Consider the following 13,772-nt stretch of genomic DNA (forward strand, 5'->3'; position numbering starts at 1 on the left):
ATTGGACATGACACATCCACGCGCCAAGACCGCCGGATCGCCCGTCGCGCGCTACGGCCGGCCTGCCCTCGCCGCCCTGGCGCTGATCGGGCTCGTCGGCCTCGGCCTGCGGATTTCACCATCGGCCGCCGAGAATGCACCCCGCGCGATTCCCGCCCTGTCGGCCGCTGAACCGGCCCCGCAAGCCACGTCCGAAGTCGCTGTCCTGGCCGGCGGCTGCTTCTGGGGCGTGCAAGGCGTCTTCCAACATGTCGACGGTGTCAGCAATGCCGTCTCCGGCTATGCCGGCGGCGAGAAGGCGACCGCCCGCTACGAGCAGGTCGGTTCGGGCCGTACCGGCCATGCCGAAGCCGTCCAGATCACCTATGATCCGCGCAAGATCAGCTATGCGCGCATCCTGCAGGTCTATTTCTCGGCAGCGCATGATCCGACCGAGCTCAACCGCCAGGGTCCCGATATCGGCACGCAGTACCGCTCGGCGATCTTCCCGACCAATGCGGACCAGGCCCGGATCGCCAAGGCCTATATCGCCCAGCTCAACCAGGCCAGGGCCTTTAACGCGGCGATCGTGACCAAGATCGAGCCGGACCGGCCCTTCTACCCGGCCGAGGCCTATCATCAGGACTTCCTGACGAAGAACCCGAGCCACCCCTATATCGTGATCAACGACCTGCCGAAGATCGAAAGCCTGAAGCGCCTGTATCCCGCGCTCTATCGCCCGGACCCGGCGCTCGTCGCCAAGACCGGTCTCTCCAACTGAAGGAACTGACCAATCGGCCTGCCGGACAGATGCCTTTGAACACCCCGCCGACGATCAGGATCGCGGCCGCCCTGCTCACGGACCGACAGGACCGGCTGATCCTGGTGCGGAAGCGCGGCACCAGCGCCTTCATGCAGCCCGGAGGCAAGATCCAGCCCGACGAGACGCCGCTGGCGGCGCTGATACGCGAGCTGCACGAAGAACTCGGCCTTGTCGTCGCGCCGTCGTCGCCGCGCTATCTCGGCTGTTTCGCGGCGCCTGCAGCCCATGAGCAGGGTTTTACCGTCGAGGCGGAGCTGTTCAGCCTGTCCACGGATCGGACGCTCGCCCCCGCCGCGGAGATCGCGGAGCTGATCCGGTTCGATCCGGCTTGCGCGCCCCATCCCGAACTCGCCCCGCTGACGMGCGATGCCATCCTGCCGCTCCATCGGACACGCGCCGGTTCCTGACACGCCGTCTCCCGCGATCTCGGCGACAGGCGAYGGCTCAGGGGGCGGCAGCTTCGGCGGCAAATTCTTCGGCGATCCAGACGAGGAAGGCGCGCGCGGCCGGTGAAACGCCATGATCCCTGGCGGGGATGGCGGCAAGGCCATCGGCGAACGGAACAAACCCGCAAGGCGCAACCAGCCTGCCGGCCGCAAGGTCTTCCCCGACCATGCGCTGCTCGACAAGCGCCACGCCCAAGCCCGCCAGCGCCGCCTCGATGCAGAGATGCGTGTGCGGAAAGAAGAGCTCCGCCTCGTGGCTCGCCGTCAGGCCCGTATTGACCTGCCAGGTCTCCCAGGCGCTCGCGCTGTGCTCATGGGCAATCCGGGTCGAGCAGACCAGGCGCTCGCCGTCCCGCGTGATCGCATGCCCGGGAGCGCAGACGGGCCCGAAGGCGATATCGGTCAGGCGGATCGCCCTCTCCCGGTCGCGCGCGGGATAGGAGCGGCGATCCCAGACCAGCACCAGATCGGCGCCCTGGTGCCTGATCTCCTGCGCGGAGGTCATCGACAGGCGTAGCCGGATCTCGGGATGGCGACGGTAGAAGCCCTGCAGATGCGGCACGAGCCAGCGCATGGCGAAGGTGGCGCTGCAGGCCACATGCACGCTCGGCCCGCGCGCCTCCTCCAGCACGCGCAGCCAGCCCTGCTCGAGCGCATCGAGCGATCCGGCGACGACCTGCCGCAAGGCCTCGCCGCGTTCATTCAGCCGCAAGCCGGTCCCCGCCTTCTCGAAAAGCTCCACACCCGCATGATCCTGCAGGCTCCGAAGCTGGCGGCTGACCGCGCCATGGGTTCGGCCGAGCTCCTCGCCCGCACGCGTCACCGAGCCGAGACGCGCCGTCGCCTCAAAGGCCCTGAGGGCGGAAAGCGGCGGAAGCTTGCGCGGCATGACTGATGGTCCGTGAGTTTAGCTCACCATGATCGGATTTTAACTCGATAGCATGAGGGGCAGTGTACCTCTAGAAGAACCGCCATGGCCGGCCAGCTTTCAGTCGATCCCGTGTCTTCATGGGCGGGTCGAGGAAGGCAGGTGGCTGTGCACTGAGTTAACGGAACGCAGGCGATGCGCGGCGCAAGGCCCGCACGCATCTGCCAGCCCCTTTGACGCAACAGGGAGGTCTCGATGACGGTCGGTTCGGTGAATCCACGCCAAGCGGACGGCAGCGCCGGGGACGCGAATTACGGCGTCATCGGCGCGGGCTATACCGCGTATCGGCAGCCCGAGCCGGCAATTGCCGCCCAGATCGAGCAGGCCCTCGGCACCGCGCGGACCGTGCTGAATGTCGGAGCCGGCGCAGGCTCCTACGAACCGCGGGATCGCGACGTCACGGCCGTCGAGCCCTCGGCCTCGATGCGCGCCCAACGTCCCGCCGATCTCGCCCCTGCCATTGACGCGGTCGCCGAGGCGCTGCCTTTCCCGGACGGGCATTTCGACGCCAGCATGACGACCTTCTCCATCCATCAATGGAAGAACCTGGAGGCCGGGCTTGCCGATATGCGGCGCGTGACGCGCGGACGGGTCATCATCCTGAGCTGCGACCCCGATCTCGTGCAACGCTTCTGGCTGAACGATTACGCGCCCGAGGTTCTCGCCACCGAGGCCCGCCGYTACCCCGCGCTTGGCCGGATCCGCACATTGCTCGGCGGCCAGACGCGCGCCGACCCGGTCGCCATTCCCTTCGACTGCCGGGACGGTTTCAACGAGGCCTATTATGGGCGCCCGGAACGCCTGCTCGAGGCCGGTGCCCGGGCGGCGAATTCGGCCTGGAGCTTCGTCGGCGAGCCGGTCCGCGCGGGCTATGTCGCCGATCTCCAGCGCGCGCTCGAAGACGGCAGCTGGGACACGCGTCACGGGGCATTGCGCCGGCAAGCGGCTTTCGATGGTTCGTTGCGGCTGATCATCGCCGAGCCGTGAGGCCGGCCGGACCCAGCTCAGCTGGCGGAGCTGATTGTTCCGCCGTCGAGGCGGCACATCTCCTCGCCGGAAAAGGCACGCGAGCGCGTGAGGAAGCGCTGCTCGGTGCCGTTTTCCAGCGAGAACATCCCGCCGCGCCCAGGGACGACGTCGATGATGAGCTGGGTATGGCGCCAGAGAGCGAATTGCGAACCGCTGATATAGACCGGAACGCCGCCAACCTCGCCCAGCTTCACGTCCTGATCGGAGACGATGAAATCGCCCTGCGGATAGCACATCGGCGAGGAGCCATCGCAGCAGCCTCCCGACTGATGAAACAGAATGTCTCCGTGCTCGGCCTGCAGCCGCGAGATCAGGCGCAAGGCGGTCGGAGTGGCGGTGACCTGCTCGATACCTTGTGCCTGCTCGATGACTGGGACCTGTCCGATGACGTGCTCGCTCATGCCGGAGCTCCCCGTGGCGTGGGACGACCAAAACCTGCCGTAGGCCCAGGCTCAACGCCGGGCCATGCGGCTTGAGGGAGAGCCCGGCACGCCAGCAGCAACGTTCGCTGCGGGCGTGCCGGGCCTGTGCCCATGGAGGGGCGGGCAAACGCCTGAAGAAGCCAGCTTCTTCAGGGAGAAGCTGAACATCTTCAGGAGAAGCCCCAGGGGCTTCAGAAGAAGCCGAGCTTCTTCGGGGAGTAGCTCACCAGCATGTTCTTGGTCTGCTGGTAATGGTCGAGCATCATCTTGTGGTTCTCGCGACCGATGCCGGACTGCTTGTAGCCGCCGAAGGCCGCATGCGCGGGATAGGCGTGGTAGCAATTGGTCCAGACCCGGCCCGCCTGGATCGCGCGGCCGAAGCGATAGGCGCGATTGCCGTCACGGGTCCAGATGCCGGCGCCGAGGCCATAGAGCGTGTCATTGGCGATCGAGAGCGCCTCTTCGTCGTCCTTGAATGTCGTGACGGAGACGACCGGCCCAAAGATCTCCTCCTGGAAGACCCGCATCTTGTTGTGCCCCTTCAGGACGGTCGGCTTGACGTAATAGCCGCCCGCCAGATCGCCTGGCAGCTCGTTTCGCGCCCCGCCGATCAGCACCTCGGCGCCCTCCTGCCGGCCGATATCGAAATAGCTCAGGATCTTCTCGAGCTGCTCGGACGAGGCCTGCGCACCGATCATCGTCGCGCTATCCAGCGGGTCGCCCTGCTTGATCGCCTCGACGCGCTTCAGCGCCTTCTCCATGAAGCGGTCATAGATGCTCTCATGGACCAGGGCGCGGCTCGGGCAGGTGCAGACTTCACCCTGGTTCAGCGCGAACATGACGAAGCCTTCGATTGCCTTGTCGAAGAAATCGTCATCCTCGAGCGTCACATCCTTGAAGAAGATGTTCGGCGACTTGCCGCCCAGCTCCAGCGTCACCGGGATCAGGTTATGGCTGGCATATTGCATGATCAGGCGGCCGGTCGTGGTCTCACCGGTGAAGGCGATCTTGGCGATGCGGTTGCTCGAGGCGAGCGGCTTGCCGGCCTCCAGGCCGAAGCCGTTGACGATGTTCAGGACGCCCGGCGGCAGGATGTCCGCGATCAGCTCGGCCAGGACGAGGATCGAGGCGGGCGTCTGTTCTGCCGGCTTCAGCACGACGCAATTGCCGGCGGCGAGCGCCGGCGCCAGCTTCCAGACCGCCATCAGGATCGGGAAGTTCCAGGGAATGATCTGGCCGACGACGCCGAGCGGCTCGTGGAAGTGATAGGCGACCGTATCATGGTCGATTTCGGAGATGCCGCCTTCCTGCGCGCGCACCGCGCCGGCGAAATAGCGGAAATGGTCGATCGCCAGCGGCATATCCGCAGCGGTCGTCTCCCGGATCGGCTTGCCGTTGTCCCAGGTCTCGGCCAGCGCGAGAAGCGCGAGATTCTCCTCCATCACATCGGCGATCTTGTTGAGGAGCAGCGCCCGCTCGGCGGCGCTGGTGCGGCCCCAGGCACCCTTGGCGGCATGGGCGGCGTCGAGCGCCGCCTCGATGTCGTTCGCGTCGGAGCGCGCGACCTCGCAGAGCAGCCGGCCATTCACCGGAGAGGTGTTCTCGAAATAGCGCCCTGACTGGGGCTCGGCCCATTTGCCGTTGATGAAATTGCCATAGCGCGCCTTGAACGGCGTCGCGGTCGTGCGGTTGAATTCGGGCTTGTTCATCTCATCCTCCATCGCAGCGCTGTGAGGCCGCGCCCTGGAGGGCAGGATCGGCCGCAATGCTTGGCGTTGTCAGGAGGCGTGCGGCGCTTTCAGATGCCCGACTGTCTCAGCTTTGCGACAGGTTTTGGAAGAGATTGCATGTTCGGCCACCCGTGCGCTCACCGGCCGCGCTGGAGCCCGAGCCTTGTCAGCTTCCGGTGCATGGTGGCGCGGCTGACCCCGAGCATGCGCGCCGCCGCCGAGACATTGCCATTGGCCCGCGCTAGAGCCCGCTGCACGACGCCGCGCTCGGCGGCGCTCAACGCCTCGGCAGGCCTTGCCTCGTCACCCGCCAGGAGATCGTCGGCGGGAAACGGGTGCGCGAGGCGCTCGTCGGTCAGCCCATAGGCCAGCCGCGCCGCCCGGCTCGCCCCGATGACGAGATCCTCCTTGTCGACAGCCAGCAGACCTCCGCCGCCGCCGAAGCGGTCCTGGGCGACGACGATGCGTGCCTTGGGAAAAACCATCCGGAAATGATGAGCCTCGATCCTGTGCGCCGCCTCGAGCGTCGCGCTGGCGACAAGCTTCAGCATGGCCGGCGTCAGGTCGGCCCGGCAGGTCGAGACATCCAGCGTCGCGATCAGCCGCCCCTGCGCGTCCCAGATCGGGGCGACGCTGCAGCTCAGGCCGATATTGCGCGTCAGGAAATGCTGGTCGCGGTGGATCGTCAACGGACGCCCCTCCGCGAGGCAGGTTCCGACGCCGTTGGTGCCCTCGCTGGCCTCGCTCCAGACCATTCCGGTCCAGAGCCCGATATTGCGGAAATCGACATCGTCGCCGACGACGCCCCGTCGATCGAGCGGCACGCCCTCGCGATCGGTGAACAGCACGCAGCAGCCGGCATCGCCGACCGACTGGAAGAGCCGATCAAGGGTCGACTGCGCCACTCGGATCAGCGGATCCAGGCGTTCGAAGGCGGCATCGAATTCATGCTGGCTGAGCCGCCAGGGCGGCCGGGCGTGGTTGGGATCGAGCCCGTATCTGACCGCGGAACGCGACCAGGACGCCGCCACGGCCGATTGCGCCACTGCCGCAGCGTTGTTCAGTGTCGAATATATCCGATCAGCGTGCAGGCCTCGCGCAGTCTCGACCATGCTCGGCATCCATTTCCACCCGCTTCGCACCGTCATTGCCAGCCGAGGCGCGTCACTACCGGCAGCCATGCGATTTTCGGCATGTTCCGGCCGTTCCGGCACCGCTGTCAACCGTCCGATAGGCGGAGGTCAGGATAGGAAAGCGTTCTGGTAGGAATTGACGAAGCCGATCGTTATATTCCAACTTATATAATGAAAGATCGCGCCGAGGCCATTCTAACGGAGGCCGCCCCGGAGATAGCGGGCGCATCCGACTGATAATGTCCGTCCCTCGCTGCCTGCATTGCAGCGACAGATCGGCGGCCGGCCACATGCCCCTGCGGCCGGAGCCGGCTCTCAGTAACTGTGCTCCGCCCCCGGGAATTCCTGGCTCTTCACCGCGGCGACATAGGCCTCGACCGCCTGCTGGATCGAGCCCGCGCCGACCATGAAGTCCTTGGAAAAGCGTGGCCTCTTGCCGGGATAGACGCCGATCGCGTCGTGGAGGACGAGCACCTGGCCATTGCAGTTGACACCGGCGCCGATCCCGATCGTCAGCATGGCGTCGCTCGCCTCGCCAATCTCGGCGGCGAGCGTCGACGGCACCATTTCCAGCACGAGGAAGCGCGCACCCGCCTGCTCCAGCGCGGCGGCGTCGGCCTTGAGCTTGGTCGCAGCATCAGCCGATTTGCCCTGGACCCGGTAGCCGCCGAGCTGGTGCACCGATTGCGGCGTCAGCCCGAGATGGCCGCAGACCGGGACGCCGCGCTCGACGAGAAATCGAACGGTTTCGACGGCATAGTCGGAGCCTTCGAGCTTCACCATATGGGCGCCGGCAGCCATCAGCCTGGCGGCGTTGTGCATGGCTTGGGCAGGACCTTCCTGATACGAGCCGAACGGCATGTCGGCCATGATGAAGGCGCGCCTGGCGCCGCGCGCCACGCAGGCCGTGTGATAGACCATCTGCTCCATGGTCACGGGCAGGGTCGTGGCGTGCCCCTGCAGCACATTCCCCATGGAATCGCCGATGAGCAGGATCTCGACACCGCAGCTCTCGARCAGGCTCGCGAAGCTCGAATCGTAGCAGGTCATCATCGCGACCTTCTCGCCCGCCGTTTTCATCCGGGCGAAATCGGCCAGCGTGAGGGCGCGGGCATCGGACAGATAGGCCATAGGCATGACTCCCGGCGAGACTGATCGCCGCGCAACCTATAGGGGCCGCGCTCGCAATTGCGAAGCGAGCGCCGGCCTCAGGTCCGGGTCACCCTGAATGGGCCAGTCCGGTCGTGCCGCGGCTGTAGAAGATGTGGCGGCCGATCACATCCATCTTCTTCAGCCTCTTCGCCCAGGAGGGCTGGACATAATCGGCGTGATAATGCGTGGAATCGCCGACCTCCACGAGATAGGTCCGGCCCTCGTAAACCTCACGTGCGATGCGCTGGGCCACCTGCCACTGCTCCGGCTCCTTGATGCGCAACGACTTGCCTTCGCAGGCGAAGGTGAACTGGCAGGCGAGCCTGCGGTGGCGGTTCTGATAGACGACGCCGCAGACGGACCCCGGATAATACCCGCTCTTGACCCGGTTGAGCACCACCTGGGCGACGGCGACGCGCCCGTCCTCCGCTTCGGAGCGCGCCTCGAAATAGATCGCCTCGGCGAGGCAGCGCTGCTCGCTCGCCAGCGTGTCGCCGTCGACGACGACCGGCACGCCGGTGAGAATGAGCTGCGTGGTCGCCAGGGTCGTGGCGGGCGGCTCGACAAAGGCCRCAAGCGAAAGCAACGCCAGTGGGGCGATGCGCTTCATGGGGATACTCCGGGGGGTAAGGGTCAAGCCGTGCGTTCGCGGTCCGGATCCATCGTCGGCAGGATCAGCGGCCCTTGTGGCTTGGTCTGTTTGCTGGGTTTGGGCGCCGCGGCCTGACCGGAGACGAGCACATCAAGGCTCTCACGGAGGCTGTGGAGGCGGAAAAGAACTCGTTTTGCTGGAGCTTGTCCCGAAGCATGGCGAAGGCCCTGCGTAGCGCAGCGTCTCGATATGCCGAAGGCGACAAGGCTGTTTGACTAACGTGGGTTAACTGGCGTTACGGCCATTGCGATGAGGAGTGAGGCTGCGGGCAGAGCCGCATCAAGCGGCCTCGTGCCGAGGCGTTACCGCGCCGCTCAACGCGCGGGAGAACCACGGAACGGCGTCAGGCCTCAGGCTATTCATTGACGACTGATCTGTATTAGCGCGTCGTCCGGATACGCCGGCGCCGCGCCGGAACGCGACAGTGGAAATGACGACCACTTCGCAGGCGACAATCTTTCCCGTCGCCGACCGAGAGTGACGACCGTTACGCGAAGCAAAATTCTGTATCGCAAACATACAGTCTGCATCACCGTTGAGTTTAACATTCATGGCAAATCGGCCTCGRCAACGTCGGCTCGGCGTACCCGAAAAATGTTGCTGACGGCTCTGCCTCTTTTTCCTAATTACCAAAGATTTTTTCTCTCCCGATTTGAGACTGCATTGTTCGCTGATCGAAGCGCTATGGACAGGGAGTTCGGCAACTTTGTGACCGTTCCTGCCGATAGGTGATTTAGACGCGCATCGCGCCGGGATCCCTCAGGAATATGCACGCCGAATTTTGTAATCAATATTTTGGTAAATCGCAATTAATATTATTAACTTAATTTAATAAACATAAATCAATAAGATAATACTGACGCATATTAGCAGGCGCGCAGATTTTAGATTCAGCGCCTTTGCCTGCACTGACCCGAATCTTGCGAGGGAACAAACTTCCCGCCGACGATGGCATTGCGGCTATGAATCGCTTCTCCGGTGTTGACGATGATCGTTGTCGTCTGGATGGCTCCGCCAGAGGTCGGCTCAGCGAATGAGACAACAGCCTGCCCGGAGGCAATCGTGCCGAAATTCGGCCACAAGGTCGCCGAGCCCGCGCCGCCAATCAGGGAAGCGGAGCTTTTATCGGTATCCCAAACAAAGGTCAGGGCATTGCGAAAGCTAGGGAACCTACATTCCCAGGCAAAGGTCGCAGCGTGACCGGTCGAAGAAATCATGATCCCGACAGCGCTCAATGAGGCCAGACGCCGGCGAGATCTCATCCATAGGCTCCAATTCCGCAACAGGTTTGTTCTGGGCTTATTGGTTTGTCCTGGGCCTATTGCCTTCGAGGCGTGGCCGGTGCGCGCACGCAGACCGGACATCCCTGAAATACGTTGCTGGAGCATCCGACGCTTGTTAATTTCGGCCAAGATTTTGCTCGTCCCGGACATGAGCAGGGGAGTTCGGCGGCTTTGCCACGCGACCTGACCTCCCTGCCGACCACGCTAGCGGGCATCTCGCGCCTTGCCGTTGCGCGTCTTGCCGGCGCCGGCATACCGGCCGCGCCTCTCCTGAACGAGGTCGGCCTGACCGAGGACATGCTCGCCGATCACGATCAGAGAGTGCCCTCCCGGCGTCAGGTCGCATTCCTGGACCGGGCCGCGGCGGCACTGGGTGATGATTGCCTCGGCTTCACCCTGGCCCAGGAATTCGACCCCCGAGCCATGGGCTTGCTGTTCTACGTGATGGCATCCTCACAAACGCTCGGCGACGCAACGCAACGGATTGCGCGCTACAGCGCGATCACCAATGAAGCGCTGGTCTTCAGCATTGCCGAGGGAAGCGGGTTCACCGTCACGCTGAGCTATGCCGGCCTTCCCCGGCATTGCGATCGGCACCAGGCCGAGTTCTGCATTTTTGGAGCAATCAGGATCTGCCGCATCCTGACCGGCGCAAATCTCGTCCCACAACACGTCTCGATCGCGCATCACCGATCGGGCGACACCTCTGCGATGTCGCGGTTTGCCGGGACGAAGGTGGAGTTCGGCGCCGAGACCGATGCATTCGTTCTGCAGGCCGATGCGCGCGAACGCCATCTCGTGAATGCCGACCCTTATCTCAACGATCTCCTCCAGACCTATTGCGAGGCGGCGCTATCATCCCGCACGACCAATGCGAGCCCGCTTCGGGTGAGCGTCGAGAATGCGATTGCTCCGCTGCTGCCTCACGGCAAGGTTCGCGCCGAAGTCATCGCCCGCCAGCTTGGATTAAGCGAACGGACACTGGCGCGAAGGCTCGCCGAGGAGGGGCTGAGCTTTTCGGAGGTCCTGCGGCAACTGCGGCGTGATCTGGCTTTGCGCTATCTCAATGATGGCGACCACCATGTCTCCAAGGTCGCCTGGCTGCTGGGTTTCCACGAAGTCAGCGCGTTCTCGCATGCGTTCAAGCAATGGACCGGGCTGGCGCCGAGCCAGATGCGGCTGGGCGGCACCCCGAACGGATGAATGTCGCTTGGCCGACGCCAAGGCCGTTGGCGCAGTCGGCGCGGCCAGAGCGCATGCGACGCCCATCGGCCTGGGCGAAGAGCGGCGCCCCCTGCCCTCTCAGGCCGTCGGCCGCTCGGTGCCGGCGCGCAGCGTGGTGTCGACCAGGAGATTGCCGGTCGCACCCTGTTCCAGCGTGATGTCGACGCCATACACGTCCGACGCCGCCGGATGGGAGAGGACATCCCTGGGGCGGCCATCGGCGACGACGGTCTTGCGGTCGATCAGCAGGAAGCGATCCGCGCAGCGGCTGGCCAGTGCCAGATCGTGCAAGGCGACGAGCGTGACCTGGCCGCGCCGCCGCGTCGTCTCGCGGATGACATTGGTCACCTGCAACTGCCGGCGCAGGTCGAGCGCGCTTGTCGGCTCGTCGAGCAGGAGCACGCTGGGCGCGCGCACCAAGGCCTGGGCCACGGAGACGAGCTGCTGCTGGCCACCCGAAAGGTCCGACACCGGAACCTCCGAGAGATGGTCGATATGCAGCGTGCCGAGCGCCTCCTCCACCGCCCGCAGATCCTCGCGCGTGGCGCGGCCGCCATGGGCTTTCCGGGCGAGCAGCACATAATCGAAGACGCAGAGCGCAGCCCGCATCGCGACATGCTGCGACAGGAAGAAGATCGCATCATGCCGCTGCCGCGATGTCATTCCGGCAAGGTCGGCCCCGTCGAGCCGCATGGTGCCGGCGCGCGGGCGCAGCAGCCCGGCCACGAGGCGAAACAGCGTGGATTTTCCAACCCCGTTCGGCCCGACCACGGCGGTGACGGTGCCGCGCTCGAGCCCCAGAGCGCTGAGTCCGTCGAAGACGTCGCCGCGGCCACGATAGGCGAAACCGATCGACTCGATTGAAAGGCTCATTGCCAGCGCTCCCGGCGGATCGACATCACGAGGCTAAGGAAGAACGGCACGCCGACGAGGGCGGTGATGATGCCGATGGGATAGATGATCCCCGGGGTAATGCCCTTCGACAGCGTCGACGCGACGGACAGGATGAGGCCGCCGGCAATCGCCGCGACCGGCACGAAATAGCGCTGGTCCTCGCCGACCAGAAGCCGGGCGATATGCGGSCCSACSAGGCCGATGAAGCCGATCGTGCCGACGAAGGCGACGGCGGTCGAGGCCAGCAGCGAGATGCAGACCAGCATTTCGAGGCGCAGCCGCGCGACGCGCACGCCAAGGGCGGCGGCCCGCTCGTCGCCCATGGTGAGCGCGGTCAGCATCCAGCTGCGATGCAGGCAGAACGGCAGGATGACTCGAAGCAGGCCGGCGCAGATCCCGAGCTTCGTCCAGGTGGCGCGCGACAGGCTGCCCATCATCCAGAAGATGATCTGCTGCAGCTGGGTTTCGGACGAGTGGAACTGGATGAAGGCCAGAAGCGCATTGAAGGTGAAGAACAGCGCGATGCCGACGAGCACGAAGGTCTCGACGGTGACGCCGCGCAGCCGCGTGAACAGGAACAGGATCGCCGAGGTCGCGAGCGCGAACAGGAAGGCGTTCGCCGTCACCAGGAAGGCCCCCGCGAAAGGCACGAGCGAGACGCCGGTCGCGATGGCAAGCGCCGCACCGAAGCTCGCCGCCGACGAGATGCCGAGCGTGAACGGATCGGCGAGAGGATTGCCGAGGATGGTCTGCATCTGCGCCCCGGCAGTGCCCAGCATGGCACCGACGAGAATGGCCATCACCGCGACGGGCAGGCGCACATCCCAGACGATCACGTCGAGCTTCGGGCCCATCGATMCCGGTTCGAGGATGACGCGCGCCACATCCATCAAGGGGAAATTGCCGGGCCCCACCGAGACATCGACCACGAGCGCCAGCGTGAGCAGCGCAAGCGCCCCGACAGCGAGCAGGAGCTTGCCCAGCACCCGCCGCCGATAGCGCTCGCTGGCCGTATCGGCAGGCGGCTCGAAGGCCGGCATATCGGACAGGGCCATGGCGATCAGTTCATCTCGATCCAGAACTTGCCAGTCAGCTTGATCGGCAGGAAGCGGTCATGCAGTTCCTGGAAGGTCGCCCGGGCGTCGAGATCCTTGAACTCGTTGGGGTGCAGCCACTTGGCGAGCGCCTGGATGGCCACGAAGTGATACGGGCTCTGGTAGAACTGGTGATAGATCGCCATCACCTTCCTGTTCTTGACGGCCGTCAGCCCCGGAAATCCGGTCCGGGCGACGAGGCCCTTGAACTGCGCGGCGGCGCGTTCAGGCTGGGTCTCGTAGCCGAGCCAGACGGCGATATTGCCGGGGTTGCTGTTCGACCAGTTGGCGCCGGTCATCAGCAGGAATTGCGGATCATCGACGATGATCTTCTCCGGATTACCATGCCGCCGGCACCGGAAAAATACTTCGATCCCCAGTTCATGCCGCCGGCTTCGGAGACGAATTCGCCGAAGTTGAAATTGCCGAAGGACTGGCAGCAGGCAGACGGGTTGAGGCCGGCAGCCTGCTCGGCAAAGACCAGCGGCCGCTGATCCTGCTTCAGCCGCGTCGTGACGTTGTAGACCCGCCGCATCTGCTGCGAATAATAGTCGATGAAGCTATTGGCCGCGTCCATGCGGTCGAAGACCCGGCCGAGCAGAAGCATGCTCGGCACGGTGTTCTGCGTCGGGCGCTCGCGGAAATCGATGAAGATCGTCGGAATGCCGGCCTTGGCCAGGTTGTCGACGACACCGGACTGCATCGCCTTGTCCAGGAAGCCGAGCGACAGGATGACGAGGTCCGCATCAAGCGTGATCGCCTTCTCCACGCTGAAATCGCTCGAGGCGAGCGCCCTCACCAATGTCACCGACTTGGCGGCAGGGACATCCGCCAGGTAGCGGTTCCRGGTGTCGGGGTCGAATTTCGGCAGATCGTCGCCGATGGCGGCGAGCCGCGCGAAGGGCTTGTCCTTGCCCATCAGCACGACCGTCGCGGAGAATAGCCGGCCCTCGCCGAGGATGGCCCGTTGCACGCCCTTCTTG

At 65.0% G+C, this 13,772-nt stretch carries 14 protein-coding genes and 1 pseudogene; 4 read left to right on the forward strand and 11 right to left on the reverse strand.

What is annotated here, in order from left to right; translation table 11 throughout:
- Positions 1-7: 7 nt before the first annotated feature.
- Both msrA and AC1DRP_RS16105 read left to right on the forward strand, forming a co-directional pair.
- Positions 8-760, forward strand: coding sequence for a peptide-methionine (S)-S-oxide reductase MsrA (gene msrA, locus AC1DRP_RS16100; RefSeq protein WP_441488615.1), 753 nt, complete (start codon positions 8-10; stop codon positions 758-760).
- A gap of 35 nt (positions 761-795) precedes the next feature.
- Positions 796-1,209, forward strand: coding sequence for an NUDIX hydrolase (locus AC1DRP_RS16105; RefSeq protein ID WP_476768960.1), 414 nt, complete (start codon positions 796-798; stop codon positions 1,207-1,209).
- A 37-nt stretch (positions 1,210-1,246) separates the two neighbouring features.
- Here the strand turns inward: AC1DRP_RS16105 and AC1DRP_RS16110 are convergent, their stop codons facing one another.
- The gene (locus tag AC1DRP_RS16110; protein WP_441504692.1) at positions 1,247-2,137 is read right to left on the reverse strand and encodes a LysR substrate-binding domain-containing protein; all 891 of its coding nucleotides are present in this window, start codon (positions 2,135-2,137) and stop codon (positions 1,247-1,249) included.
- 234 nt (positions 2,138-2,371) lie between these two features.
- Here AC1DRP_RS16110 and AC1DRP_RS16115 point away from each other — a divergent pair, with 234 nt between their 5' ends.
- Positions 2,372-3,163, forward strand: coding sequence for a class I SAM-dependent methyltransferase (locus AC1DRP_RS16115; protein WP_476768961.1), 792 nt, complete (start codon positions 2,372-2,374; stop codon positions 3,161-3,163).
- Positions 3,164-3,180: 17 nt separating this feature from the next.
- Here AC1DRP_RS16115 and AC1DRP_RS16120 read toward each other — a convergent pair whose 3' ends face one another.
- The 6 genes and pseudogenes from AC1DRP_RS16120 to AC1DRP_RS16145 form a co-directional block, all read right to left on the reverse strand.
- A complete protein-coding gene (locus tag AC1DRP_RS16120; RefSeq protein WP_476768962.1) occupies positions 3,181-3,606 on the reverse strand; it encodes a DUF779 domain-containing protein in 426 nt (141 codons plus the stop codon).
- A 212-nt stretch (positions 3,607-3,818) separates the two neighbouring features.
- Entirely contained in the window at positions 3,819-5,336 is a 1,518-nt protein-coding gene (gene adh, locus AC1DRP_RS16125; protein WP_441504695.1) for an aldehyde dehydrogenase, read from the reverse strand.
- A 158-nt stretch (positions 5,337-5,494) separates the two neighbouring features.
- Positions 5,495-6,469 carry a GAF domain-containing protein gene (locus AC1DRP_RS16130; RefSeq protein ID WP_441504696.1) on the reverse strand — a complete coding sequence of 325 codons (975 nt, stop codon included), beginning with the start codon at positions 6,467-6,469 and terminating at the stop codon, positions 5,495-5,497.
- A gap of 336 nt (positions 6,470-6,805) precedes the next feature.
- Entirely contained in the window at positions 6,806-7,621 is an 816-nt protein-coding gene (gene panB, locus AC1DRP_RS16135) for a 3-methyl-2-oxobutanoate hydroxymethyltransferase (protein ID WP_476768963.1), read from the reverse strand.
- 88 nt (positions 7,622-7,709) lie between these two features.
- Positions 7,710-8,123 (reverse strand): annotated as a pseudogene (locus AC1DRP_RS16140) (cell wall hydrolase); the annotation flags it as partial.
- A gap of 1,061 nt (positions 8,124-9,184) precedes the next feature.
- On the reverse strand, positions 9,185-9,706 hold the full coding sequence (locus AC1DRP_RS16145; RefSeq protein WP_441504698.1) for a hypothetical protein: 522 nt from the start codon (positions 9,704-9,706) through the stop codon (positions 9,185-9,187).
- A 42-nt stretch (positions 9,707-9,748) separates the two neighbouring features.
- Between AC1DRP_RS16145 and AC1DRP_RS16150 the strand changes: the two genes are divergently transcribed.
- Complete coding sequence (locus AC1DRP_RS16150; protein ID WP_441504699.1) at positions 9,749-10,780, forward strand: AraC family transcriptional regulator; 1,032 nt, start codon at positions 9,749-9,751, stop codon at positions 10,778-10,780.
- A gap of 99 nt (positions 10,781-10,879) precedes the next feature.
- Here the strand turns inward: AC1DRP_RS16150 and AC1DRP_RS16155 are convergent, their stop codons facing one another.
- The 4 genes from AC1DRP_RS16155 to AC1DRP_RS16170 all read right to left on the reverse strand — a co-directional run.
- A complete protein-coding gene (locus AC1DRP_RS16155; protein ID WP_441504700.1) occupies positions 10,880-11,674 on the reverse strand; it encodes an ABC transporter ATP-binding protein in 795 nt (264 codons plus the stop codon).
- The gene (locus AC1DRP_RS16160; protein ID WP_476768965.1) at positions 11,671-12,744 is read right to left on the reverse strand and encodes a FecCD family ABC transporter permease; all 1,074 of its coding nucleotides are present in this window, start codon (positions 12,742-12,744) and stop codon (positions 11,671-11,673) included. The genes AC1DRP_RS16155 and AC1DRP_RS16160 overlap by 4 nt, the downstream gene beginning before the upstream one ends.
- An 11-nt stretch (positions 12,745-12,755) precedes the next feature.
- On the reverse strand, positions 12,756-13,088 hold the full coding sequence (locus AC1DRP_RS16165) for a TroA family protein (protein ID WP_441504701.1): 333 nt from the start codon (positions 13,086-13,088) through the stop codon (positions 12,756-12,758).
- On the reverse strand, positions 13,088-13,772 hold a 685-nt coding region (locus tag AC1DRP_RS16170; RefSeq protein ID WP_476768964.1), incomplete at its 5' end, for an ABC transporter substrate-binding protein. The genes AC1DRP_RS16165 and AC1DRP_RS16170, both read right to left, overlap by 1 nt.

It is taken from the genome of Allobosea sp. 01N443 (assembly GCF_056399325.1).

Excerpts from the sequence above, each read along its gene's own strand:
- msrA (WP_441488615.1), top strand. The coding sequence starts at position 8 with ATGACACATCCACGCGCCAAGACCGCCGGATCGCCCGTCGCGCGCTAC.
- AC1DRP_RS16110 (WP_441504692.1), bottom strand. The coding sequence starts at position 2,137 with ATGCCGCGCAAGCTTCCGCCGCTTTCCGCCCTCAGGGCCTTTGAGGCG.
- AC1DRP_RS16120 (WP_476768962.1), bottom strand. The coding sequence starts at position 3,606 with ATGAGCGAGCACGTCATCGGACAGGTCCCAGTCATCGAGCAGGCACAA.
- adh (WP_441504695.1), bottom strand. The coding sequence starts at position 5,336 with ATGAACAAGCCCGAATTCAACCGCACGACCGCGACGCCGTTCAAGGCG.
- AC1DRP_RS16130 (WP_441504696.1), bottom strand. The coding sequence starts at position 6,469 with ATGGTCGAGACTGCGCGAGGCCTGCACGCTGATCGGATATATTCGACA.
- AC1DRP_RS16155 (WP_441504700.1), bottom strand. The coding sequence starts at position 11,674 with ATGAGCCTTTCAATCGAGTCGATCGGTTTCGCCTATCGTGGCCGCGGC.
- AC1DRP_RS16165 (WP_441504701.1), bottom strand. The coding sequence starts at position 13,088 with ATGACCGGCGCCAACTGGTCGAACAGCAACCCCGGCAATATCGCCGTC.